The following is a 26158-nucleotide window of genomic DNA, read 5'->3' on the forward strand; positions in this document are numbered from 1 at the left end:
TATCCAGATCACGCTGACAAGTCGTTACTCTCGTTCTTAGTACTGTATCGGCCAGGTATGAAACGATGGCTGATGTGCGATTTCAATTGCTATGAAACAGATCTGCTATGAGGTGTTGACTTCATCGGTTTATCGAATTTTCCGGTCCTACGATCTGTCGTAGGCTGAAGCTGATTTCCGCTTAACAGTTGTTGTGAGTACGGTTTATTTATTCGCCGAAGGCGCTAAAACGGCTGCATCGTAGGCATGCGAATTTAGCACGTCACCCACTGGCTATTTACTCTTCTACACCAATTTTTCGAACACGATGTATTCCGCCTTACAAATCGGTCTTGAAGGGTCGGGAAGTCCCATCGGTTTCCTTTTAGCGGTATTGATTTTGTTCGGTGCATTCGTCGTTGTCTTCCTGATTGGCAGGCTATTTGATGGCGTATTTTGATACTGCGAATATCGGCGCAAACAGCTATATGGTCGCTGTGTCCCCTGTGTTGAAAGATCTACGATTCCCCTGTATCGGGTACACCAGTACTGACAGACACTGAGTAGTTCGTCCAGCCGATGCTGCAGAAACAGCGCATATCTCGCACGAGTATACCTACCGATTCGGTCTGATCAAATCGGTCAGTACAGGCAACGTAGTGAGCGCCAAAATCTACTGACTCTCAGGAATTCATCAGAATGTTCGTGCAAGATGTGGACGATGGATTCAGGACGAATGACAAAAAACTTCAAACCCTACCGGCGAGCTGTAACATCTGCGCGAAACTACTGGCATTGGCCACGAGAGTGCCTATGCCGATGATATCGAGTCCCAGCCCGAGAACCAGCAGAAAGAGCCCCCGAGCACCCGTTCTCAACGCGGCACTTTCCGGCTCATCGTTTGCCACTATCAGGTGCCCCTCCGCTGGTGTCATGACTCCATCTGCACCTCCGACTTCTCTCTCCGGCGCTGTGCTTGCTTTCCCGACAACGCTTACTTTTTCGCCGACACTGAGTGTTCCCTCTACCAGTTCGATATAGCTATTGAACAGGCCGGTGTCTATATTCGATGACGGCTCCAGATCAAGTCTCGCTTCGTTCACCTGTTCCAGCAGTTCTTCACCTGTGACTGTCTCCGTCTCCTGTTCCAGTGAGAGACTCTCCTCCGAGGGATTGACATATATCTCCGCCGTCCCATCAGAGACAATAAACGGACTGTATCCGATACCAGCGTCGATAGAAGGGTCCCCAGTCCCCTGCACCTGATGGTAGATATTATACTCGTATGCGACGCATTCTTCCCCCCGGATCGGTGATTCGAGGGTGTCGTCTGGCCGAGGGGGGCGAACGGTCCCATGGACCCGAACTAACCCATCAGTCGCGACAGACTCACGAAGTGGCACTGAGTCGATGGTCGATAATCTCCACCAGTCGCTCATGTTTTCGACTCCGCGGATCGTCGCGGCCACCCCTATCACAGTCGCGATGACCCCACCGGCTACTCCGGGTAGCACTCCGTAGATATCCAGTATGGGGATTCCCAACAAGACAGTGCCTGCGAGACTGTTGTCTACAAGCACGTCTTGTACCTCGGAACTCTCGGTATTAGGCCTACTGTTCGTGTCCCCACCGGTTTCCAGCTCGACCCCTGGAAGTCATCGCCGCCGTCGACGATGATCCCTACGGCCTCGCGCTCAAGGACTACCTCGACGAGCGTTACGCCGACCCCATCAACCACAGCCGCCTCTACCAGAACCTCGACCAGCTCGTTGAGCAAAACCTCATCAATCGGGACGAACTCAACGCCCGAACCAATGTGTATACGCTGACTGACGCTGGCAGACGACTCCTCCAGCACCACGCCGAAACACTCGTACAACTCTGTGACCAGTCCCGGCTGATAGGAGGGTCACAGCAATGACGGCAACAACCGTGGACGCGGCTGTAAGTACCAGACAGCTAGGCCGTCGCTCCTGGGAGGAACATGGTGGGCAGCAATGGGCACCTTGCGTAGCACCCACCATGCAGCAATGTCAGAGGCACGGCTGGGTTCTGGACCCGAAAAACCCAGTAGGGCAACCGGCGATGAGGGCAACTCGGAGCGGGGACCAGAACCCATCCGGATGTGACAGCCGCTTCAACAATAGACTTTTCGGGACCACGTTACAGAATACCACGCCTTTGTCCCCGAGGTGAGAGACGGTCCCGCCATAGTATCTGTCCTTCCAGCGGATCAGACGCTCACGCACACGAACTCGCGCTATCACTGTGCCGAATAATATTCCTGCGTTCGAAAATTGCAGTTGGTCTCTCGTGGAGCGTTGCTTGTGACTGATACAGTAGAATCGCACACCAATCAATCCGGGCAACTATCCATATTGTCAATAGTACCGTATGAGATACGCAGGATACGTTTCGCATGAGATTCGTATTCTATTACGAGCGTCTACGGGGATCCAACGTCGAGCCGGAAATCCATCAGACCGTAATTTTTCAATTAATCAATACAACCACGAATAGTGAAAAACCACCTGTATTATCGTTTCGCTGGTGGTATCCGAAAGCGCATCATGTCACACAATACCGAACCACGGGCCGCAGCTCTTGATTTCCTTAATCCAATTGATCCCAAATACTCGTTTGTTAGCGTGGGAGAAGTTCTTATTGACGCCTCTTCCGACGACGAAATAGGTGAAGACGTTGTTGAGACATTCGAAAAAGTACACGAATGGTTAACAGATGAGGAAAATCCTATTGTTGATGCTGAACAAATGAAACAATGGGAGATGATCCGGAGTCGGGATGATGACTTGGGACTGATTGAAGACCCTGCATTCCTTGAACCGATTGTTGTAGCACTTTATCTACGCGCGAAAGTTGCCCTGTCAAACTCGTCCCGTGGGGAGTTTTTCAGCGACTTAGATGATTCATTAGAGGATGTTCAGAGGAACATCGATGAGCTACCATCAGGCCTCTTTGGTGAAGTGCTGATTGAAACTGAGCGCCGAGCAAATCGAGATAGAGAATTTGCACGCACACTTAAAAAAGGGGCCAATGAACTCAATGATTTAAAGCCATATTTAGAGTCGCTAGGAGAACGAGCCAGCGCCAGAATGGTTCCCGATGATCCGGATGGTGATGATTGCTGGTGCGAGGTTCGCGGATGTAACTCATCTGGGCATTGCAGAGATTTTTGTATTGAGAGTTTTTGGACCTGTGCGGCAATCCTTGTGGGAATAATCCTCGTCATAGTATTGGCGTGAAATCGAGAGCAGTGGCGTGACTTTCTCTGTTCTGTCTGGATCAGCATCCGGCGATAGAGACCGATAGCGCGGACCTCCGTCTTCAGGCACCGGAGGAGATCAATGTTCGGTCTCTTCTGAAGAGTAGTCTGACTCCCCAGCCCTGATCGTGGGGAAAGGGTTTGAGAGGCTCCTCTCCGTATGGGACACATGGACAAAGATCAACTGCTGGAACTCGCGCCACACTATCTTGCGATGTTGCTGCTGGTGTTTTTCATCTTGGAAGTCTCTCAGACAATTGTCGGTCAGGTCGCGTTCTGGCTCGAATTAGCGCTTATTATGCTCGTTGTATTTGGGTATCGATTCATCGTGGTGCGGCTTGGTTTCGCTCCCAGTAGCTGGGAGTAGCGGGAGCGATGCATCCAGCGAACCAGATCTAAGTGCAATCCACGCATGGGGTATTTTTGATCACTCGGAGAGTGACTCAGATAGTGAGCTACAACCGGTAGAAAGACGAGCTGTGGTCTGAGTGGGTAACAGAGACCGTTCTCGCGGAGATCAGACGTTTCCGTTGCCGATGTCCGCGACCCGTTGGCGGAGCTGTTCCTCTAGTGGGACCGCATCGATCAATCCAGGCCATTGACCGAATTCCTCGGGATACAGCTGTTTGGCGGGAGCCTCCACCGAGAATAGATCAATGATCGGCCCATGTACTGGCCACCAGTCCTGACGAAGTTCCGTTTTGGACGGCACTCATTTCACCTCCCATTTCATGGTTCTTGGCCGTCTCGATGATGTGTAATGTCCTTTTTCAATCCGACTGAAGAACACACCACAACTGAAACACCACAGATTCAATAAACAGGGGATTGATAACTATGAAAGAATTGGTAGAGAATAACATGAATCGATGCGAGCGTGATTCCAAGAGGGAATTAAAAGTGACTGACCGCCCTCTAATCTCGGCTCATTCTGTGACACTACTCGGCAGAAAAAAGTTGAAAATATGACACTACTTGATGTCGACAATTTGGTGGTGCGATACGATACGGAAGACGAGCTACTCCACAGCGTCAACGGCCTTTCGTTCACTATCGAAGACGGTGTCAACTACGCGCTATCGGGCGAATCAGCCTCGGGTAAATCGACCACTGCGATGGCGATTCTCGGCCTGTTGCCCGACCATGCGGTAATCGAGTCAGGTGAGATCGAATTTGAAGGACGAGACCTCCGGTCAATGACCTCGGCGGAGCGCCGTGACCTCCTCTGGGAAGAGATTGCGTTCATTCCACAGACTGCTATCGACGCACTTGATCCCATCATGACTGTCGGTGCACAGATCCGTCAGGCCATCCAGACCCACCGTGAGGTATCCGAACAAGGCGCCCGTCGGCAGTCCCGTGAACTGTTCGAAACTGTTGGGCTGGACCCAGAACGGACCGGCGAGTATCCACATGAGTTCTCGGCGGGGATGCGCCAGCGGGTCGTCATCGCAATGGCGCTCGCACTCGACCCGAAACTGATTATTGCCGACGAACCGACCACCGGGCTCGATGTCGTCGTTCAAGACAAGATCATCGAGAACATACTGCAGATTCAGGAGAAGACGGACAGTTCGCTGCTGTTGATCACCCACGATTTGAGTGTCATCGCCGAGACCTGCGATGAGATGTCCGTGCTCTACGGCGGGATGGTCATGGAACAGGGCCATGTCGATAACGTTCTTCTTAACCCATCGAACCCGTACACGATGGGGCTACAGAACGCGTACCCTGGGCAGGACGACGGCGGCGACGAACTCATCTCGGTCCCCGGCGAACCGCCAACCCTGGCTGAGGTTCCGACAGGCTGTATCTTCGAACCGCGATGTCCCTTCGCCACCGATAAATGTGAGAGTACACGCCCTCCGTTGGAGAAACTCCCGTACCGAAACCAGCGAGTCGCCTGCCACCATACTGAGCGGGCAGCCCGAATGAGACACAGTGCTGACGACCCGTCGACGTGGGGTGGCACCAATGACGGCACCCAGTCCGTCGACAGAGAGGTCCTTCTGGAAGTCGATGGACTGTGCAAGTGGTACGACCGCAAGCGATCACTCCTTGGTCAACTCCCTTTTGACCACGGCTCGCCGTCAATTGCGAGAGTCACGAACACCATCCGTCAAGCGTATGAGCAGCAAGGGGACGTGCTCCGTGATGTCTTCAACAACGAGAAATCGCAAGTCCGTGCTGTCGATGGAGTGTCGTTTTCGGTCGCTCGGGGCGAAATACTTGGTGTCGTTGGCGAATCTGGCTGTGGCAAGTCGACGCTCGCCCAGACGTTGGGGCTCCTTGAGGAACCAACCGCAGGTAGGTTTACGTTCGATGGTCAGTCGCACGAGTACTATCAGGACGGGAATCTCCAGTCGTTCCGTCAGCAGCTCCAGGTCGTTTTCCAGAACCCGTACGAGTCGTTGAACCCCCGACTCACTGTCAAACAACTCGTCAAGGAACCGTTGACGATTCACGACTACCGCCTCGGCGAGCGAGACGAGGCTGTCAGGGAAACGCTCGAACGGGTCGGACTGGCACCAGCTGAGCACTATTTAGATTCGTACCCGAACGAGCTTTCGGGCGGGCAGCGTCAACGGGTTGCCCTCGCTCAGGCACTGGTTATCGACCCGGACTTCCTCATCTGTGACGAACCCGCCTCGATGCTCGACGTATCGCTGCAGGCGGAGGTGTTGAACCTGCTTCGGGGGCTGGCAGACACCGAGGGAATCGGCATCCTGTACATTTCACATGATCTGGCCAGTCTCACACGGGTGGCCGACCGGTTGGCGATTATGTATCTCGGTCGGTTCATCGAGCGTGGTGAAACCGACCGTATCGTCACCGACCCGAAACACCCGTACACGGAGGCGCTACTCGCGGCGATTCCGGAGATGGACCCACGAGGGACCCGCGACCGCGTTACACTCGACGGCGAGCCACCCAACCCCGTGAACTGCGGGACGGGATGTCGGTTCGCTCCCCGCTGTCCCAAAGAGACTGACCGGTGTCACAGCGAAGAACCCGAACTCGACACCTGGGTCGGTGAGAACCACGAATCGGCCTGCTTCCACCCTCTCGAGAACGCAGTCGACGATGGTCACCAGCGGAGAGACGAATCGATCAAAAACGATTGACCGGACACGGTACTCTCACCATGACGACGGACGTTCACCGGGTCGCGCGAAGCAACAGTTTGAGATTAGCGAACGACTCAATCTCGCCGTCTGATTCGGTGATTTCGAATGTTTCGGTTGCACCGGGTGGCCGGTCGGCGAAGGCCGCTGCAAGGCGCCTGCGGTGCTCGGCCGACAGATCGACGTTTGCGACCCACTCGTCGTAGTCGAGCGTCTTCGTGATGACTCGCGATGTCTCGACGGTAAAGCCCGCCTCCGAAGCCCACCGGAGCCAGTCGCTGACGCGGTGTGAGCGGACGTGTGTCGGATCCCGAATCCGCTCCACACGGTTGAGAAAGTCGTCGAGGGCATCGTCGTCGGGTGCGACGTTGTCTTCAAAGGCCAGGGTTCCTCTGGGTTCGAGGACTCGGGCGACCTCCTCGACGAATTTTGTCGGATTGGGGAAGTGGTGGGCAGCGATACGACAGGTCACTGAGTCGAACGAATTCGCGACGAACGGGAGGCGCTCAGCATCGCACACGACGCCCGTCACGTCGGGAAACGCCCGCGTTGCAGTTCTGACCATCTCGGGTGCGGCATCAGTTCCGATGACTTGTCCGACACCGCTTTCAGCCAGTGCACCGGCAGTGTGACCCGCACCTGTGGCAATGTCCAGCGCGCGATCAGCAGTGTCGGCCCACTCGACCAACTGCTCGAGATCGTCGCCCGCCCGGTGGACGCGACTGTCTAGATACGCTTCGGCGTGGTCGTCAAATAGCGCCGCTACCGACCGCTTCTGCTCCACTCCATCGTCCATGCCTCCGTATTAAGCTGGGTCGTCAAAGTGGTTCGGGCGGCTATGGGTTTTTCCCACAGCCGGTCGATATGGTCCCATGGTTCGCCGTTCACTCCTGTATTGTCCGGGCGACGAACGAGAGATGATGGAGAAGGCGGTCGAGTCCGGAGCCGACGTGGTGATATTCGACCTCGAGGACGCCGTAGTGCCGGCGGCACGCGACGAAGCTCGTCGGGCAGTCAGAGAGACAATCGAGGGGCTAGAACAGCCCGACCCATCCATCAGTGTCCGTATCAATCCCTTGGACCGCGGCGGGTCCAGGGATTTTGCGGCGGTCATTCGCGATGCCGAGACACTCCCCGATAGCGTGGTCCTTCCAAAAGCCGAGAGCGCCGAGACGGTAGCGGCGCTGACCAGCCAACTCGCTGACGTTGGGGCGGAGTTTGTCGATGTGATCCCACTCATCGAGACGGCGGCAGGACTGGTCGCTGCCGAGGAGATCGCGGGCGAGTCGGGTGTCGTCGCCGTCGCCTACGGCGACCAGGACTATACCGCCGACGTTGGAGCTACTGTCACCGACGAGAAGTCGGAGTCGCTGTACGCTCGCCAACGCGTCGTCGCTGCCGCAGGTGCGACTGGCGTCGATGCACTGGATACCGTCTACACGGACATCGACGACGCTGACGGTCTCCGCGAGCAGACCGAGACGGTCATCGGGTTCGGGTTCGATGGGAAACTGGCGATCCATCCCGCGCAAGTCGACATCATCAACCAGACGTTCACGCCCGATAGCGAGGAAGTCGAGTGGGCCGAGAAGGTGATCGAGGGGCAAGAACAGGCTAACAAAACGGAAACCGCCGTGTTCACCGTCGACGGACAAATGATTGACCCCCCGCTCGTCGACCGCGCACGGACCATCCTCGACCGGGCCGACGCTGCGGGGAACCACTGACTACGGCTCGCCTGCACGTCGATTCCGCCCTGAGATATTGCTCCCCATATAAATGGCGATTGTCATTGCCACTATTCGGGAGTATGGTATTGCCCTTCGGCGGTGTCTCCGTAACTATGCCGGTCGATGATGTACATGATGGAAACAGCCCACCTGACAACTCCCACCCGGCCCCCGACCTAGATCCGCTGTTCGACCCGAAGTCGGTCGCAGTCGTCGGTGCGAGTCCCGACTCCTTCTACTCGGGTAATCTCGTGGAGAACCTGCTCGACTACGGGTTCGACGGGACGCTCTATCCCGTCAACCCCGGTCGCGACGAGGTCTGGGACCGGCAGTGTTACGACGACATCGATGACATTCCCGAAACGGTCGACCTGGTCGTCGTCAGCGTTCCGCGGGAGCACGTCGTCGGGGTCGTCGAATCGGCAGGCGAGCGCGGCATTCCGGTCGCGCTTGTACTGACTGCTGGGTTTGCCGAGGCCGACGAGGAGGGGACCACCCTGGAGGCGGACCTCGGTGAGGTAGCTACCGAAGCCGGGATTCGTGTCGTTGGCCCGAACTGTATCGGTGTGATGGCCAGTGAGGGAGCGACGCTGACCTCAACGTGTTCCCGCGAACCGCGCCCTGGCGGTATCGGTCTCGTCAGTCAGTCAGGAGCGCTGGCGTTTACGACATTCTTCGAGCGGGCCGCCGACAGCGATGTCCACTTCAGCCACATCGTCTCGACCGGCAACGAAGTTGATCTTGCAGCCGCCGACTACGTGGCGTACCTCGCCGAGCAGGACGATGTCGATGTCGTCTGCACATACATCGAGGGGGTTGATGACCCCGAGCGGTTCTTGCGAGTCGCCGAGGACGCCGTCCGCAACGGAACGCCCGTCCTGACGGTGAAAATCGGATCCTCTGAGCTCGCGGAGGCAGCGACGCTGAGTCACACTGGGTCACTCACCGGCGATGACGACGCTTGGGAAGCGGCGTTCGACCAGACCGGCGTCGAGCGAGTGCCGGACATCCCCGACCTGCTCGCTCGCGCGAGCGCTCACACTGCCTACGACGACCCCGACGGGAACAGCGTCTGTATCGCCTCAACCAGTGGCGGGCTCGCGAGCCTGCTCGCCGACATGGCCGCCGAACGGGGATTCGCGCTCCCGGATATCGACGGTGAGACCGAACGAGAACTGCTGGATATCGACGAACTGCTGACCTATGGCGGGTTCAACAACCCAGCTGATATCCGCGGCTACGGCGCCCACGTTCTCCCCGAGATCGCCGACGCGGTGACCAACGACGACGCGTTCGACGCGTACGTCTTCGCCATTGGCCTGCCCGGCGTAGACGAGCGTGCAGAGACTATCGCCGAGGACCTAGAGACCATCGCCGCCGAAGCTGACGACCCGGTCTACGTGCTCTGGACTGGACGCAAGGAGCCCGCTGATCCGACAGAGACACCACCGTACGTTCGCTTACGGGAGTCAATCCCAGTCTACGAGGATCCCAGCCGGTGTCTGGACGCACTCGCGTCGACGATGGACTTCGTCACCGCACACGACCACCTGGCCGACCAGCCGTCCCGAGGTGATCTCGCTGCTGACGCGCGTCGGGCCGCCGCCAACATCGACCTGCCGCGCGGACGTGTCCTCACGTGGGACGAGTCCGAAGAATTGCTAGACGCGTACGGCATCCCTGTGGTCGAGTCCCGGCTGGCGACCGATGTCGACGAGGCGGCCGCGGCGGCCGACGATCTTGGGTTCCCGGTCGTACTCAAGATCGACTCGCCGGCACTCCCTCACCGCACTGATGTCGGCGCAGTGCGGCTGGGCGTCGACTCGGTCGAGGCTGCTCGTGACGCCTACGAAGAAGTGATGACCGCCGCACGGACAGCTGTCGATGATGACGATATCGAAGGCGTGCTGGTCCAGCCGATGCTCGATGACGGCGTCGAGGCTATCACCGGCATTGCCCCTGACGAGGTGTTCGGCTCACTCGTCTCCGTCGGTCCGGGCGGAGTCCTCGTAGAGGCACTCGACGAGAGCGCCACGCTCGTCCCACCCTTCTCGCGAGCCGACGCGCGAGCTGCCGTTGAAAAAACGGCCCTCACGTCGCTACTCAGGGACCGGCGTGACGGGCCTGCACTGTCTGTCGACGCCTTCGTCGACGTACTCACTCGCGTCGGTGACCTGGCGGCGGGCGTTGACGCCGTTGCAGAACTGGACCTCAACCCTGTCGTCGTCACCGAGGACGGTCCCATCGCGGTGGACGCCCTCGTGCGGACCCGTGAGTAGCGTATCGATGCCCGTCACAGATATCTGTCGAGGCGCGGTGATCGCGGGCCGCGGACAGCGACCGCTCGCCGCCACGACCACTGTCGACCAAATCCAGCCACTCGCACCATGACAGCCGACGATATCATGACCGGACGCTTTGCCGCCCTGTCACACCTCCGTCGCTACGACGCGCTGGCACTGACCGCACTCGTGTGGTTTCTGGGCAAGTTCCTTCGCTACGCGTTCCCGCCCCTGTTCGGGCAGTTCCAGACGATATACGGTGTCTCCCGGACTGCACTCGGGGCGGCGTTCACCGGTCTCATGCTCGTGTACGCCGCGATGCAGTTCCCTTCGGGGTTCGTCGCCGACCGAGTCGGATCGGTGGGCGTCATCACTGTCGGCGGCGTCGTAACCGGCCTCGGTGCACTCGCGCTGGTTGTGGACGCCCCGTTTGCGGTGTTGGCGGGCGCGATGTTACTGATCGGCGCCGGCACGGGGACGTACAAGACTGTCGCTATCGAGTTACTGGCGCGGATTTACCCCTCGGAGACTGGCCGGGCGCTGGGTGTGTTCGATACAGTGGGGAGCCTGGCCGGTGTCGCAGCGCCCGCAGCGGTCGTGGCTGCGGCCACCCTCCCCGGCGTGTTCGGAGCGCCGTGGCGGACGCTGTTTCTTGCTGGCGGTCTCGCAGCGCTGGGGATCGCCCTCGTATTCCTCGTTCGTGTCCCGCGCCATCTGGAGGGACAACAGACTACTGCTGGCGGGAGCGACGGTGCGCCACAGCTTCGGGAGTACATCACCCTGTTCCGTCGACCGAAGTTCTCGGCATTCGTCACCGTAACGGTCCTGTTCTCGTTCACCTACAACGGGCTCGTGGCCTTCCTGCCGCTGTATCTCACCAGTGCAGGTGGCCTTCCCTCGGTGACCGCGAATCTGCTGTTCAGTAGTCTTTTCGCGGTCAGTCTGGTCCAACTGGTAACCGGGGAAGCGAGCGACCGTGTCGGTGTCCTCCCACTCCTCGCGGGGACGCTCGTCGCGGCGACTGTCGGCCTCGTCGGTCTTGTGGTGCTGTCGGGAACCGCGGGAGCAATTGGACTCGGGGCCTCCGTGGTCGTGCTCGGTCTCGGTGCCCATGGGTATCGGCCGGTACGCGGTGCTTACTTGGTTGCCGTACTCCCCGAAGGCGTCGCCAAGGGGTCCCTCGGGGTCGTCCGGACGCTGTTAGTCGCTGCAGGAGCCATCGGCCCCGCAGCTGTGGGGTACCTCTCCGAGGTGAGCGGCTTCAGGGTTGCCTTTGGCGTCCTGACAGCCGTACTCGGTGCCGCGGCCGCATTGACGGTGCTCCTGTGGGTGATTGAACGATGAGAGCGGGCGTGGCTTCCACAGCAGACATACCATCGCGTCCGACCCCATATGCGACGGGTTCCGGCCGAAGTAGGTGCCACTGTATCGACGACTTCGGTGACGCCCAGCAGACGACTCCATCGATTGCCGTCGAAATCTCGGACCACAGGCTGGTGCACCCCCACGAGCCCCGCATTCGAGGTCCGCTGCCGTCGATAAACGGCCGTATCTACAACCGTCAGGCTATGTCGGCACTGGATAACACAGTAACCCAGTACGTCAGCGGGAGCATCGTGCCGCACAACCAATCGCTAAACACGACACAATGATGAATACAGACGACCAGACTACGACGACGTACGACATCGAACTGATCCCCGGCGACGGCATCGGCCCAGAGGTGGTTGACGCCGCTCTCCCGCTTATCCGAGCGGTAGCCGACGACCACGGACTCGCGTTCGATATTACCCGACGCGACTGGGGGACCGAGTATTACCTCGAACAGGGAGAGATGATGCCCGAAGACGGGGTCTCCCGGCTCGCTGACTCGGACGCTATCTTCTTAGGGGCCGTCGGTCACCCCACAGTGCCCGATCACGTGACGCTCCACGGCCTCTTGTTGCCGATCCGGAAAGGGTTAGACCAGTACATCTGCAAGCGGCCTAACGTCCTTTTCGAGGGGATTGAAACTCCGCTCCAAGGGTATGACGCCGGCGACATCGATTTTGTCGTCTACCGCGAGAACACTGAAGGCGAATACGCCGACATTGGTGGCCGCGAGCACCGTGGTTTCAACCACGAAACGGCCGTCCAGTCGGCGTTATTCACTCGAGAAGGCACCGAGCGCATCGTCCGGGCGGCATTCGAGGCCGCGACCGAACGGGACGGGCACCTCACCAGCGTTACCAAATCCAATGCTCAGGCCCACAGCATGGTATTTTGGGACGACATCGTCGAGGAAGTGAGCGAGGACTACCCCAGCGTTACAGTTGAGCGTCTGCTGGTCGACGCCGCGTCGATGGACTTGATCCGCCGCCCACACGAGTTTGATATCATCGTTGCCTCGAATCTCTTCGGGGACATCTTGACGGATATCGGCGCACAGATCACTGGGAGCATGGGATTAGCGCCGTCGGGGAACATCCATCCAGGTGACGAAAACCCCTCAATGTTCGAACCCGTTCATGGGAGTGCACCGGACATCGTTGGTGACGGGGTCGCCAACCCGTTAGCGACTGTCCTCTCGTGGTCGATGCTGCTAGAGGATGTAGGCGAAAAGACGGCTGCTACCGCTCTCTGGGACGCAGTCACCAACCAGCTCGCCGACGGGGCTGCTCCACGGACGCCTGACCTTGGCGGCGACGCAACCACCGAGGCTGTCGTTGACGACCTCCGGTCCCGATTATGACAGGGCGTTCGCTTCGGGACGCTGCAGCTCGCCAATGGACGATTGCACAGGCATAACTCTTTGGTAACCAATCCCTACTCCTTCGGACGGCAGGGGGAACAACCGGATTCATTTGTGGGTCTCACTGGTCCGCTATTACCTTTGTTCGAACTGCATAGGTTTATCTGCGAGTTAGGATAAGGGCACACGCACGATTAATAAGGGTGATTTGGTATTCTACGTATCGAATTTAAGACTGCGCCGTCCGGTGTCACTGACCTGCTTGTATCGCATCTTCCGGAGATACAGCGTATTGAATTCGAAAACGCGTTCTATGCGGCCGATGGAGACTGGATCGAATCGCTCCTGGTCATTTCAGAGACGGAGTTCGACCCGGAAGCTGAGCTAGCATCGCTCTCACGGGCTGATCTATTCCACTCCGAACGAGTCTCCGACGACCGGAGTGACAAACAGATTTATCGGCTGACGGTGATAGCCCACGAGCCGTATCCGTTCCTTCTGGGCTTAATTCTTCGAGAAAGGGGGATTCCGAACCGGTTGATGCTAACATCCGACCACTTCGAGGGCGTCGCCACCCTCGCTGAGTGGGAAGACTTCCGGAGACTCGCCGATGAGATACAAGAGCACTTTGGACGTTTCGAACTCGTGAGCGTAAACCAAACCGAAACAGCAGGTGTGCCGTTAGGCGGCGGTCAGTTCGGTCGTGCCGTCCGAAATGAACTCTCTCGCGATCAACTGACTGTTCTCCAAACAGCCTACCAGATGGGATACTTCGAAACACCGCGGAAGGCCTCAGCGGACGACATCGCGACCGAACTTGACATCGCCCAGTCAACGTTCAGTGAACGCCTGCGACTCGCCGAGAGCCAGTTGTTCGACCTCGTTTTTTCCGGCGATGAGGACTCGGTCACTACTGACTGACAACGACGACAGCTGCGTGTCTCCCGAATCGGTCAATCGGTGCCCAATCAGTGTATGGGCAGTAGTAATATAGCAAATGACCGCTTGTCAATTCATTGATTATTCAATGGGTAATCCGGGGTGAAATCGGAATAGTATATAAAGAATGATTATGATTGGTGGGGTTCGGGGGTAGGTTCAGGCGGATATGGGGGGAACAGATGTGGTGTAATGTCGCGCAACAACCCGTTCGAGATCGAGACAGGAACGATATCGCGTCGGCGATTCATTAGCCTCGCGAGCGCAGCAGGGATTACGGGGCTGGCCGGCTGCAACCAAGGTGGCGACGGCGGTGACGGCGGTGACGGGACCTCGTCTGGCGACGGTCGCTCCCTCGAGACGAAGTTCTGGGAGGAATGGCCAGTCGAAAGCAAAGGACCGTCGGTCAATCCCGAGTTCGAGTACACGGCAGTCGAAGGCCAGTCGGTTTCATCGGTAACGACCCAGTTCGCACAGTCGGAGACACCATGGATGCGAGAGCACGCCTTGATGATCCAGGAGTCATTCAACTCCATCGGGGTGCCGGTCGAACTGGTCAACGTCCAGCCCAGTACGCGATACGGTGAGTTCTGGCGGGCCGACATCGGACACCCAGTCCCCGTTGTGATGAATCTCCACGGACCCGACCCACAGCGCGGGCTCGACCCCAACCCGTTCCTGATGCGGGCCCACCCCGAGACAGGTGGCAACTACTTCAACTACCAGAACGACGAAATAACGGAACTTCTCAACGAGCAGGCCCAGACAATTGGGGACCCACAAGGGCGTGCCGAGATCTGCCAAGAGATCCAGCAGAAGCTCAGTGAGGACGCGTACCTCATCGCCTCGAACTTCCCGGACGTTATTAACGTCGCGAACACGGCCAACTGGGAGGGATACGTGCCGACGCCGGGTAACGGGACGACGCGTGACTCGTTCATTTGGTCGCAAGTCAACCTCCAACCGAGAGGCGATTCGACGACATGGGTCAAAGGCGTTACCTCCGGGATGCAAGGAACGAACCTCCCCTGGTCGACCGGCGGCCAGGAGGAGAAACGCCTCCTGAACGTCTACGACGGGCTATACGACGCCTCTCCGGATTTGGAGATCGTTCCCGCGCTGGCGACTGGGCACGAGGTCATCGACGACACCACCGTCGAGATGGACCTTCGAGAGGGGGTCACCTGGCACGACGGCGAGTCGTTCGGGCCGGAAGATGTCACATTCAGCGTCCAAAAGTACAAGCAGCACACGGCACCGCAGCAGGGGCCGTTTTATCGGACCATCGAGAGCGCCGAAGTGGTCTCGACCAGCGGCGGCGGCCGGGTCCGGTTCAACCTCACTGAACCCGACGCGTCCTTCCTTACCCAGCGGGCCGTCCGCAGTGTCATTATCCCCAAACATCGTTGGGACGACATCGATAGCCCCGGCCAGCACAACCCTGATAATCCGGTCGGCACCGGGCCGTTCCAGTTCGAAAGTTGGGAGCAGGGCCAGGAGCTGCGACTCTCGAAACACGGGGACAACTGGATGTGGGACGACGATACCCGGCGGGAACTCATCGGCGAGGAACACTTCGTTTCCGGCGACGGCATCGACGCGATGGTCCATGCCAACGTCGGCAACGTCTCGACCCTCATCGGTGCGATGCAGTCGGGGGACATTGACGCCATCGGGACGACAGTCTCAAACCAACAGGCGAACCGTGCATCTCAGGCCGACGGCATCGAGAAACAGATCTCGCGCAACTACGTCCCGACGGATGTCCACCTCAGTCACCTCGTCCCGCTGTTCCGCGACAAAACGTTCCGAGTCGCACTGAGCCACGCCGTCGACAAACAGGGCTTCGTCGATAATACTCTCGGCGGACGCGGTCAGGCCATCGAGGGGCAGAATCTCATCACGCCCCTGCTGGAACCCTATTACGGCGAGACCGAGCCCTATGAATACAATCCCGAGATGGGCCGGACGATGCTCCGGCAGGCCGGATACACGTTCGACAGCGACGACATGCTCGTCTGGCCGCAGGGTGATGCCTGGGACGCCTTCGCTGAGCGCGTCGAGGACGGGCATTCGACGCGCTCCGAACTCGACCAACAGGACTTCTCGTAAGTACTACCGAACACATGACCTTTCGACGATTCCTGATAAAGCGGACGGCGATAGCCGCGATACTGACCCTTGTAGCCGTTAGCGTCATCTTCGCGACGCTGCGAATGTTGCCCAGCGATCCGTTCAGCGGACTCGTAGCCTCTGGCGCGCTCACACCATCACAGGTCGAGGAGTTACGCGCGTTGTACGGACTCGACGAGCCGATCTGGGTTCAGTATCTGAAATACATCCAGAATCTGTTCACCTTCCAGTTCGGGCTCTCGCTCACCCAGCAGCGACCGGTCAGCTCAATCATTGGCCCGGCGCTGCTGAACACGATGGTGTTGCTCCTCCCCGCGCTGATTACGACCGCAATCGTCAGTTCTCTGGCCGGTATGTACGCCGGCTGGAACCGCGGGTCGTGGTTCGAGCAGTTCAGTATCATCACCACGACGTTCTTCCGCGCGACTCCGATCTTCGTTACCGGCATCTTCCTGCTCATCATCTTTTCGTATGGGCTGGGCTGGTTCCCGGCCTTCGGGATGCGCAGCCCGATGGCCAATCCAGAGGGGGTGGTAGCCACATACCTCTCGGTGGACTTCTTGAAACACTACATTCTCCCGTTCACCGCGACAGTGCTGTTCTACAGCGGGGACTTCCTGATGCTCGCGCGCAACTCCGTCGTCGAGCGCAAAGGCTCGGAGTTCCTCAAGCTCCACCGTGCGAAGGGCCTTTCGGAGATGGAACAGCTGGGCCGCGCCGGACGTAACTCGCTGCTTCCGTTGGTGACGTACTTCGCACTCCGGACCGGGATGCTCTTCCAGGGCGTTATCACCCTGGAGGTGGTGTTCGCGTGGCCGGGGATCGGTCGTGCACTCGTCCAGGCGATCCTCAACCAAGACTACCCGACTGTACAGGCTGCTGTGTTCATCATGGCGCTGGCGGTCATCATCATGAACTTGACAGCGGATATCGCCTACGCGAGACTGGACCCGACCGTCGAGGCAGGTGATGTCTAATGTCGGGATACGCGCTCGACGCTGAAACAGCGAAAGACCGCTTGGTGTCTGAACTGTCACGAGCACGCTACACGCTGGGGAAAGTCCTCGAGGACAACGCAGCGAAGATCGGGTTCGCGATCATCATGGCGTTTGTCTTCATGGGCCTGTTCGGCCCGTATCTGGCGCCCCACCATCCCATCGAGCACACCATGCGCGCCGACGGATCGATGATGCGTCTCGAAAGTCCCTCTTCGGCGGCCCCGATGGGGACGACCTCCTTCGGCAAGGACGTACTCAGCCAATTCCTTGCGGGTGCACGGCCGACGCTCATCGTCGGAGTGTTCGGCGGCATCGGCACTGGCGTGCTTGGCTTCCTCGTCGGACTCACGAGCGGGTACTTCGGTGGCCGCGTCGACGAGGCCCTGATGCGGCTGACCGACCTGACGTTCGCGCTTCCGTTCCTTCCGATGGCGCTGTTGATTCTGTCGTTCGTGACGCCGAATATCTGGCTCATAACCGGTGTGCTGGTCATTTTCCTCTGGAAGATGCCCGCCCGGGTCATCCGCTCGGAGGTGATGACTGTAAAGGAGCGGACGTTCGTCAAATCAGCTCGCGCTCGCGGGGCTGGCCACCTGCGGACGATGTTCCTGCACGTGGCACCGAACGTGCTCGGTATCGGCTTCCTCTACACCGCCTACGCGTTCGGCTGGTCAATCGTCGCCGGCGCGTCGCTGGCCTTCCTGGGCTTTGGCGATCCGACGATGACCTCCTGGGGCCGGATGCTTCAGCAGGTCTACCGCTCGGGCGCAATGCGGGTCGCGTGGTGGTGGGTCTTCCCGCCCGCAGTCGGTATTGCGGCCGTCACGACCGCCGTCTTCCTGGTCGGCCGAGCGTTCGAGGAGCTAGTTAACCCCGACTTACAAACGGAGCAAGAATGAGTCTACTCGAAGTGAGCGATCTCAAGATCAAGTATAGAACTTCTGAGGAGGACGTACACGCTGTAAACGACGTTTCCTTCTCCATCGGAGAGCAGGACAACTACGGCCTCGTCGGCGAATCCGGCTGCGGGAAATCAACCATTGCGAAGACGATACTCGGCATGCTGGATGACAACGGCGAGATCGCGGCCGGTAGCGTCCAGTTCAAGGGCCGGGAGCTGGCCGACCTCTCCGAGAGCGAGTGGCAAGAGATCCGCTGGGAGGAGATTTCCTATATCCCACAGAGCGCAATGGACTCGCTGGATCCTGTGATGACTGTCGGTGCCCAGATCCGACAGGCAATCCACAAACACCGGGACGCCACCAAAGCAGAAGCCAACGAGCGCGTCGCCGAGGTGTTCGAGATCGTCGGTCTCGACCCAGCGCGGACGAGCGATTACCCCCACGAATTCTCCGGCGGGATGCGCCAGCGCGTTACTATCGCGATGGCGTTGGTGCTCGATCCAGACCTCATCATCGCCGACGAACCGACGACTGGCCTCGACGTTATCGTCCAGGACAAGATCATCGACAAACTGCTGGAGATCCAAGACGAAGTTGACAGTTCGATGATGCTCATCACCCACGACGTTGGAGTCGTCGCCGAGACCTGTGATGAGGTGTCTGTCCTCTACGGTGGGAAAGTGATGGAGCAGGGCGCGACGTACGACGTGTTCATGCACCCCACCAACCCCTACACAATGGGGCTACAGAACGCCTTCCCAGTGGTGGACGAGTTCGATGAGCAGGCCATCTCCATCCCGGGATCACTGCCTGAGTTGACCGAAGAGCCGACGGGGTGTGTCTTCCGCAACCGGTGTCCGTTTGCGACGGAGCAGTGCGATGACGGCCATCCGCCACTGATCGCGAACGACGGCCAGCTATCGGCCTGCTACCACACCGACAAGGTCGATGAGATGCGCGAGGCGGCCGCCAACCCCGAGACCTGGGGTATCGAAGGCGAGGATGACCGCGAAACGGCCCAGGAGACGGGCGACGTGATCCTCGAGACGGACGGCCTTGAAAAGTGGTTCAAGCAGACGCAGTCGTTCATTGATGACATGCGTGGCGCCGAACCCGACTACGTCAAGGCTGTCAACGGCGTCGATCTGACGGTCCGCCAGGGCGAGATCCTGGGCGTGGCCGGTGAGTCTGGCTGTGGCAAGTCGACGCTGGGCGAAGTGATCGCCGCGCTCCAGCCCCGGACCGGTGGCGACATTTACGTCGACGGCACGTCAGTCGATGACCTGCTCGCGGAGAGTACCAAGAAGTTCCGCTCGCAGGTACAGTTCATCTTTCAGGATCCGTTCGACTCGCTGAACCCGCGCCAGCGGGTCAAGGCTGCCGTCGCCGAACCCCTCAAGATCCAGGGGTACGATCAGGAGACGATCGACCAGCGGGTCCGCGAAACCGTCTCCGATGTTGGTCTCAACCCGCCCGAAAAATATCTCGACCAACTTCCGGCCCAGCTGTCGGGTGGGGAGCGCCAGCGCGTCGCTATCGCGCAGGCGCTTGTGTTGCAACCGAAGCTTCTCATCTGTGACGAGCCAGCGTCGATGCTAGACGTATCGCTGAAGGCTAATATCCTCAACATCCTGCGGGAGATGGCCGACAAACGTGACATCGGTATCATCTACATCTCCCACGACCTTGCCAGCCTCACGCAAATCGCGAACCGGCTGGCAGTGATGTACCTCGGGCGGGTCATCGAGATCGGCGAGACCCGTGAGGTCGTCCAGAACCCGAGACACCCCTATGCGGCGTCGTTACTTGCTGCCTCCCCACAAACAGACCCCAGTGTCAATCGCCAGCGGGTGTTGTTGCCCGGCGAACCACCAAACCCTGTCAACCTCCCCGAGGGCTGTAACTTCGCGCCGCGGTGCCCGAAGGCCAGCGAGGAATGCCGCAAGGCCGAACCCGAACGGTCGGCCTTCAAAGACGGGGGCCACGAGGCGGCCTGTTACTTCCCGGTCGAGGACGTTGAGAGCGAACTGCTGGCGCAGTATGCTCGTAATAGCGGACGGGCAGAGGTACAGTCAGTCGAGGAAGGGTCGATTGAGGAGTCCGTCGAGGGGGAGTAAGCGATGCGAGCCCCTCCGTTGCGAGAGGCGGGATTCGAAACGGTGACGCTGACCATCCAAGTTGGCGGCGTCTCCGTCCCCGATAGCGCCATCGCAATCGGTGGGGTCGCCCTTATCGGCGCTCTCATCGCACTCTCTGCCTTCTTTTCCTCGTCGGAGATAGCTATGTTCTCGCTGGCGGACCATCGGGTCGAGGTTCTCGCTAATGACGGAGTCCCCGGGTCCCAGACCCTACAGGCGCTGAAGGCTGACCCGCACCGACTACTCGTGACGATCCTGGTCGGTAATAATCTCGTCAATATCGCGATGTCGTCAATCGCGACCGGGCTGCTGGTAGTGCTCGGATTCGGTCAAGGGCAGTCGGTTGCATTCGCGACCTTCGGTATCACCGCCTTGGTCTTGCTGTTTGGCGAGAGCGCACCCAAATCCTATGCGGTCGAGAACACGGAATCATGGGCGCTGCGTATCTCCAGACCCCTCAAACTCGCCGAATACGTTCTCCTCCCGCTGGTCGTCCTGTTCGACTACCTGACGCGTGTTATAAACAGAGTCACCGGGGGACGCTCAGCTATCGAGACATCCTACGTCACCCGCGACGAGATCCGGGAAATGATCGAAACCGGAGAACGGGAGGGGGTCCTCGACCAGGGAGAACGCGAGATGTTCCAGCGTATCTTCCGGTTCGACGACACAATCGCTAAGGAGGTGATGACCCCCCGGCTGGATGTCACCGCCGTCGATCGAGCCGATGATATTGACGAGGCGATTGCGACGTGCATCCGGAGCGGTCACCAGCGTCTCCCCGTGTACGAGGGCAGTCTTGACAACGTTGTCGGCGTCGTGACGTTGTCCGACCTCATCCGGGAGTGTCGCTACGGTGAGGGTGATTTCGACAGCCTCGACCACAGCGTCACGGAAGCACTCCACGTGCCGGAGAGCAAGAGCGTGGACGACCTGTTCGAGGAGATGCGCCAGGAACCAGTCGAGATGGCCATTGTCATCGACGAGTTCGGAACGACGGAGGGAATTATCACAACCGAAGACCTCACCGAGGAAATCGTCGGCGAGATCCTCACTGCAGAGGAAGAGGAGCCGATTACGGTCATCGACGAGACGAGCGTCAGCGTCCGGGGAGACGTAAACGTCGAAGCGGTCAACGACGCAGTCGATGTCGACCTCCCTGAGGGAGAGGAGTTCGAAACGATTGCCGGGTTCATTTTCAATCGGGCTGGACGGCTGGTCGCAGAGGGAGAGGCGCTCAGCTACGGCGATGTCGAACTCAGCGTCGAGCGGGTCGATGACAATCGTATCACGCGTGCTCGAATCACTGAACAGTACGATCAATCATCTACGGGCCAATCGGTGGAGTCGCAGAGTTGATTCCACCAATCGGCCCATAGCGACCAACTCACGGAGCAAACACATGACGATACTCACAGCCATTGGAGAGGAACTGCATTCGAACAAGATACTCGAGATCGGATACGATCTCGCGACGGCGTACGACGAGCAACTGCTCGTCCTCCACGTCATCCCGAAAGAGGACTTCAACGACCACAAGGCAGCGCTCAAGGGCACACCAGCGTCCGATAGCTTCACCATCAGCCGAGAGGAGCAAAGCGCTGCCGAGATCGCCCGTCAAGCCGTCTACGAGTCGCTTGACGAGTACGAGTCTGACCGAATCGATACTCGGGGGCGCGTCGGCGACCCAACCGACAAGATACTGGCTGAAGTCGAACACACCGACCCACGCTACCTCGTCATCGGTGGAAAGGGACGGTCTCCCGTGGGGAAAGCGATCTTCGGGAGCACTGCACAGAACGTGCTACTGAACGCGTCCTGTCCCGTCGTTCTGACGAGTAAACAGGGATGAGGCCACTGACCACAACGGGCTGAGCCGTGGGAAAGAGCGTGCCGCTGAAACCGGCAGGCAATGACTCTCTTGGCGGTCCACGGGTCGGAACCCTCTGCCGGCAACAACGGCACGTAGCTGGTATCTGCGTGTGAAACCGCCCCGTTGTCGGGCCTAGCCCGACTGCTTGAGGGAACGAATCTCCCTCTCTGTTCACGGCGTGGAGGATGTCACGAGCAGCATTGCCCGTTGTTTCCTACCAGTTGGATCATGATTATCCGTGCAAAAGTGTTGGGACCGTAACAAATACACAACACCTCTGTGAGAATACACGTATGGAAGTCGCAGTGATCGGCGCGTCAATGACGAAATTCGGACAACGCGATGCCTGGATATGTGAGTTACTCTCGCAGGCCGGCGACGAGTGCCTCATGGACGCCGGTGTCGCGCCCACGGACGTAGAGCACCTGTACGTCTCGAACATGACCAGCGGTGAGTTCGAAGGGCAGACAGGAGTAATGAACGCGCTCGCGCACGATTTGGGCGTACTACCGGCGTACACAGAGCGGATCGACCAGACTTCATCTTCGGGCGGGGCCGGCATCTACGAGTCCTGGCAGTCCATCGCCAGCGGGGCCAGCGAGATGACGCTACTGGTCGGCGGGGAGAAAATGACTCACAAGACAACCGGAGAATCGACCGATATCATTGCGTCCTGTACGCACCCGGACGAATACAAACACGGCGTGACGCTCCCGTCCTTCGCCGGGATGACCGCCCGGCACTACCTGGAGCGGTTCGACGCCCCGCGAGAATCACTGGCCCGCGTGGCGGTCAAGAATCACAAGAACGGCGTGGACAACCCAAAGGCGCAGTTTCAAAAGGAGATCACGATGGAGAAAGCGCTGGAGTCACCCATCATCGCGGACCCGCTGCGGCTGTACGATTTCTGTCCGATCACGGACGGCAGCGCCGCGCTCATGTTCACGACGGAAGAGCGGGCCAAAGAGATCACCGACGAATATGCCCTTGTCTCCGGCGTCGCCGGTGCAACGGACACCCACGTGGTTCACGAACGGGACGACCCGACAATCATGGGTGGAGTCGTCGAGTCGAGCAAGCAGGCTTACGAGATGGCGGGCCTCGGTCCTGAGGACCTCGACGTGGCGGAACTACACGACATGTTCACCATTCTGGAGTTCCTCCAACTGGAGGGCATCGGCGTCGCAGACCAGGGCACAGCCTGGGAGCTAGCGATGGACGGCACCACTGCCAAGGACGGCAACCTGCCGATCAATACGTCTGGCGGGCTCAAATCGAAGGGCCACCCGCTGGGGGCAAGCGGTGTCGCTCAGGGCGTGGAAATCTACGAACAGCTCGTCGGCGAGGCTGGCCCGCGCCAAGTCGAGGCCGATACGGCACTGGCGTGTAACGTCGGCGGCTTTGGCAACTGTGTCATCACCACCATCATGGAGGCTGCAGAATGACACTGGAAGCAGGCATGTGCACGAACGGTCACGTCTCGTACCCCACACACCCCCGCTGTCCGGAGTGTGGCGAACCACAGCAAGAGACGTTCGATCTTGCGGACCGAACCGCCGAGGTCGTCACCTGGACGCATTCGACGGCGACGCCGCCGGGCGTCCGCGAGCCCAACACGCTGGCAATTGTCGAGTTCGACATCACCGATGTCGCCGACGCGAGCGACGAGTTCGTCCGCGCGCTCGGGCAGGTGACGACGGACGAAGTCGAAACCGGCGACGCGGTCGAACCCGTCTACACCGAGGAACTCCGCGACCCCGACGCGGGAATCAAAGTGCCCGAGAGCCAGGACTGGGACGGCTACCGCTGGAATCCAGTGTAACGGCTATCCCGGCGTCGCCCTCCTAATAACTAATTTAGCCATTGGAAGGTTTAACAATACCACACATAACAAGAGTACAGATATTAGAGAAATTACAGTAACTGTTAATCGATCGGCAGTGGGACGGCCCGTTGTGTACCACAGAGCAGAAACCTGGTATTCAGATACATCTGGCAGTACTACCACTATTGAATACTGTCTCTATACTTGATATTTTGGTATCCACGCTCTCGAAAATCGGTCCACGACTGGGTACCCAAGGTCGATGTACAGCCAGTCAGTGGCAAATCACCGAATCAGGTTGCGGCAAGGAAACCGTGATTCGGATCACTGACCAGCAATTCTGGCTGTACACCGCGGTAAATCCCGAGACGAACAAAATTTTCACCTGCGGTTGTTTTCGACCACTACAACCGTTCACACCGATATCTTTCTCAAAGAACTGCGGCAGAAGTACGATGTCGAAACCGCCGTGTTTCTCGCCGATAGCGCTCAACACCTCCAAACATCACTGCAACGATCTGGGCTCCGATTTCAGACAGAACGCCACGGAAATCGGAACGCTATCGAACATATACTCAGAAAAATAAAAAGACGAACTTTTTCGTTTTCAAACTGTTTCAGTCACGTCAAACCGAGCACAGCTGAAAGTTGGTTCAAAATATTCGACAGGTGATATAATACTCCAAAGGTGTTGGTTGCCTGTAACTCCTCAAGTACGGCTTCGGCGTGTCCGGTTACTCATAGACAAACCAACACGCTGCCTGTTTGTGTCGGTGCTGTTGGTTAGCTCTATCTCATGTCTGTGGTACAAACGTCCAACGGGGGGTGTCATACAACTCTCTCAAGGCTTGGATGTCAGAAAGAATGACTTGAATTGAATGCACAGCAGGACAGCGCATTGACCACTGGTATTCCTGTCAGTAGTAGAGTGTATCCGTTGACGGTTGCTGAATATAGAGCGCGTATCTCGCACAGAATTATTTTTCCAATTCGATCAGATTGGGTTGAGCAAGACAGTGAACAGTATTAGCAGCCCATAGCTGTAGAAACGGTCCGAGAATCAATGTTTCCGTTGCCATCAATACGGACTTCTGCAAACCGGGAATTACAGTCGAAATGATCAGTCGTTACTGGGTACGTACCAGTTGTCTGTGTTGATTCGTCAGTCACTTTGAGGAGGTAGCCTGGAGACCGGATTTCCAGCCGAAGTGTCCCGTTCGGCGGAAGTGTTTCTCTCCGGGTTACGAGTGATGAGTGACTCTCGTCATGAATTAATTCGACAGAGATAGTTCGGTTCCTCGGGCTATCATTCCAGATCTGAATTGGCAACGTTTCCCCCGCTCCATCAACTTGGATGACAGTCGTGGGTTCGACTTTCGTTCCTTGGTATGGGGCCGGAACAGATGGAGCAATCGTTGGCCTGTCAGATATCGTTACGTCGGGCGGACCGCTGAGGTCTGAGAGAGTGGGAAACACGAACACCGAAGCGACGATGCCGGTACTGATAATGAGAACGACCGCAAGAAGCGGACGGATATTCATACTACAAGCGACTTCCGTCTGTGCGCATCTGTTTTCTGGTTGTTACATTCACACGCTTACTGACCGCAGCTGTCGATGAAACAAACTTCGGGAGGGTGTTTCTCTGACATGCTCGGAGTATTCGAGGAACGAAGACGCTCAGACAAGCGCGGAGAGCCGTCAATTATTCTCTTTTCAGCGGTAGTGTTGCATACAGCTCGCAAGTCGACCACACCTTTCGGCAACTGACGCGGAGACAAACCGAGAGCGATACGTCTACCGAACAACCGTCACTGGAACGGGCGAGCGGCGGAACACCGTCTGGGCGACGTTGCCGACGAAGAGTTGGTCGGCGAGTGACCCTCCATGACTGCCGATCACGACCGTATCGAATGAGTCGGACTGCTTGACAATCGCTTTCGCTGGACTTCCCCACACGACCTTCGTGGAAATATCGACCCCATGAGACTGCGCGATCTCACGCGCCCGTTCGAATATTTCCGCAGCGTGTTTCTCTGCGGCCTCCTCGATATTCTCCTCCAGTGCGAGTCCCACCGCCTTGCCCATCATTGCCGATGGCTCGCCGACGATGTGGAGCACCGTGATCTCCGCATCGGGATGCGCTTCGAGTGCGTATTCGAGCGCACGTACCGCCATTTCCGAATCGTCCATCGGGACGAGAACACGTGAAATCATAGC

At 58.4% G+C, this 26158-nt stretch carries 19 protein-coding genes and 3 pseudogenes; 18 read left to right on the forward strand and 4 right to left on the reverse strand.

Translation table 11 applies throughout. The annotated features are described in order from the left end of the window. Positions 1-728 precede the first annotated feature (728 nt). Positions 729-1559: a hypothetical protein gene (locus NDI54_RS13310; protein ID WP_310896923.1), complete on the reverse strand. Its 831-nt coding sequence runs from the start codon at positions 1557-1559 to the stop codon at positions 729-731. A gap of 24 nt (positions 1560-1583) precedes the next feature. Between NDI54_RS13310 and NDI54_RS13315 the strand changes: the two are divergent. The 3 genes and pseudogenes from NDI54_RS13315 to NDI54_RS13325 all read left to right on the forward strand — a co-directional run bounded on the left by NDI54_RS13315 (position 1584) and on the right by NDI54_RS13325 (position 3629). Then, a pseudogene (locus NDI54_RS13315) lies at positions 1584-1900 on the forward strand (PadR family transcriptional regulator). Positions 1901-2498: 598 nt separating this feature from the next. Next, positions 2499-3242, forward strand: a complete 744-nt coding sequence (locus NDI54_RS13320) for a hypothetical protein (RefSeq protein ID WP_310896924.1) — start codon at positions 2499-2501, stop codon at positions 3240-3242. Between the two features lie 189 nt (positions 3243-3431). After that, positions 3432-3629, forward strand: coding sequence for a hypothetical protein (locus tag NDI54_RS13325; RefSeq protein ID WP_310896925.1), 198 nt, complete (start codon positions 3432-3434; stop codon positions 3627-3629). Positions 3630-3779: 150 nt separating this feature from the next. On the opposite strand, the pseudogene NDI54_RS21445 reads toward NDI54_RS13325, so the two are convergent. Then, positions 3780-4014 (reverse strand): annotated as a pseudogene (locus tag NDI54_RS21445) (ABC transporter substrate-binding protein); the annotation flags it as partial. Positions 4015-4227: 213 nt separating this feature from the next. On the opposite strand from NDI54_RS21445, the gene NDI54_RS13330 reads away from it, so the two are divergent. Further along, entirely contained in the window at positions 4228-6387 is a 2160-nt protein-coding gene (locus tag NDI54_RS13330) for a dipeptide ABC transporter ATP-binding protein (RefSeq protein ID WP_406600181.1), read from the forward strand. Positions 6388-6421: 34 nt separating this feature from the next. On the opposite strand, the gene NDI54_RS13335 is transcribed toward NDI54_RS13330, so the two are convergent. Next, complete coding sequence (locus NDI54_RS13335) at positions 6422-7183, reverse strand: class I SAM-dependent methyltransferase (RefSeq protein ID WP_310896927.1); 762 nt, start codon at positions 7181-7183, stop codon at positions 6422-6424. 76 nt (positions 7184-7259) lie between these two features. Between NDI54_RS13335 and NDI54_RS13340 the strand changes: the two genes are divergently transcribed. From NDI54_RS13340 to NDI54_RS13405, 14 genes and pseudogenes are all read left to right on the forward strand, one after another. Beyond that, positions 7260-8114 (forward strand): HpcH/HpaI aldolase/citrate lyase family protein, encoded by an 855-nt coding sequence (locus NDI54_RS13340; RefSeq protein ID WP_310896928.1) that lies wholly within the window; start codon positions 7260-7262, stop codon positions 8112-8114. A gap of 116 nt (positions 8115-8230) precedes the next feature. Next, positions 8231-10396, forward strand: a complete 2166-nt coding sequence (locus tag NDI54_RS13345; protein ID WP_310896929.1) for an acetate--CoA ligase family protein — start codon at positions 8231-8233, stop codon at positions 10394-10396. 108 nt (positions 10397-10504) lie between these two features. Then, positions 10505-11743, forward strand: coding sequence for an MFS transporter (locus NDI54_RS13350; RefSeq protein WP_310896930.1), 1239 nt, complete (start codon positions 10505-10507; stop codon positions 11741-11743). Between the two features lie 304 nt (positions 11744-12047). Further along, positions 12048-13130 (forward strand): isocitrate/isopropylmalate dehydrogenase family protein, encoded by a 1083-nt coding sequence (locus tag NDI54_RS13355; protein ID WP_310896931.1) that lies wholly within the window; start codon positions 12048-12050, stop codon positions 13128-13130. A 468-nt stretch (positions 13131-13598) separates the two neighbouring features. Next, a complete protein-coding gene (locus NDI54_RS13360; protein ID WP_310896932.1) occupies positions 13599-14051 on the forward strand; it encodes a helix-turn-helix domain-containing protein in 453 nt (150 codons plus the stop codon). Between the two features lie 210 nt (positions 14052-14261). After that, positions 14262-16181, forward strand: a complete 1920-nt coding sequence (locus tag NDI54_RS13365) for an ABC transporter substrate-binding protein (protein WP_310896933.1) — start codon at positions 14262-14264, stop codon at positions 16179-16181. Positions 16182-16195: 14 nt separating this feature from the next. Then, entirely contained in the window at positions 16196-17179 is a 984-nt protein-coding gene (locus NDI54_RS13370) for an ABC transporter permease (RefSeq protein WP_310896934.1), read from the forward strand. After that, the gene (locus tag NDI54_RS13375; RefSeq protein ID WP_310896935.1) at positions 17179-18099 is read left to right on the forward strand and encodes an ABC transporter permease; all 921 of its coding nucleotides are present in this window, start codon (positions 17179-17181) and stop codon (positions 18097-18099) included. The genes NDI54_RS13370 and NDI54_RS13375 overlap by 1 nt, the downstream gene beginning before the upstream one ends. Further along, positions 18096-20219 (forward strand): ABC transporter ATP-binding protein, encoded by a 2124-nt coding sequence (locus NDI54_RS13380; protein WP_310896936.1) that lies wholly within the window; start codon positions 18096-18098, stop codon positions 20217-20219. Before NDI54_RS13375 ends, NDI54_RS13380 begins: the two co-directional genes overlap by 4 nt. A gap of 3 nt (positions 20220-20222) precedes the next feature. Next, on the forward strand, positions 20223-21599 hold the full coding sequence (locus tag NDI54_RS13385; protein WP_310896937.1) for a hemolysin family protein: 1377 nt from the start codon (positions 20223-20225) through the stop codon (positions 21597-21599). A gap of 43 nt (positions 21600-21642) precedes the next feature. Continuing rightward, the gene (locus NDI54_RS13390) at positions 21643-22092 is read left to right on the forward strand and encodes a universal stress protein (protein WP_151147975.1); all 450 of its coding nucleotides are present in this window, start codon (positions 21643-21645) and stop codon (positions 22090-22092) included. A 314-nt stretch (positions 22093-22406) separates the two neighbouring features. Then, positions 22407-23558 carry a thiolase family protein gene (locus NDI54_RS13395; RefSeq protein ID WP_310896938.1) on the forward strand — a complete coding sequence of 384 codons (1152 nt, stop codon included), beginning with the start codon at positions 22407-22409 and terminating at the stop codon, positions 23556-23558. Beyond that, on the forward strand, positions 23555-23935 hold the full coding sequence (locus NDI54_RS13400) for a Zn-ribbon domain-containing OB-fold protein (RefSeq protein WP_310896939.1): 381 nt from the start codon (positions 23555-23557) through the stop codon (positions 23933-23935). Before NDI54_RS13395 ends, NDI54_RS13400 begins: the two co-directional genes overlap by 4 nt. Positions 23936-24090: 155 nt before the next feature. Next, a pseudogene (locus NDI54_RS13405) lies at positions 24091-24611 on the forward strand (IS6 family transposase); the annotation flags it as partial. A gap of 1124 nt (positions 24612-25735) precedes the next feature. Here the strand turns inward: NDI54_RS13405 and NDI54_RS13410 are convergent. Then, the gene (locus NDI54_RS13410; RefSeq protein WP_310896940.1) at positions 25736-26155 is read right to left on the reverse strand and encodes a universal stress protein; all 420 of its coding nucleotides are present in this window, start codon (positions 26153-26155) and stop codon (positions 25736-25738) included. Positions 26156-26158 lie beyond the last annotated feature (3 nt).

The sequence above is a fragment of the Haloarcula terrestris genome, from assembly GCF_031624315.1.
Taxonomy (GTDB): Archaea; Halobacteriota; Halobacteria; order Halobacteriales; family Haloarculaceae; genus Haloarcula; species Haloarcula terrestris.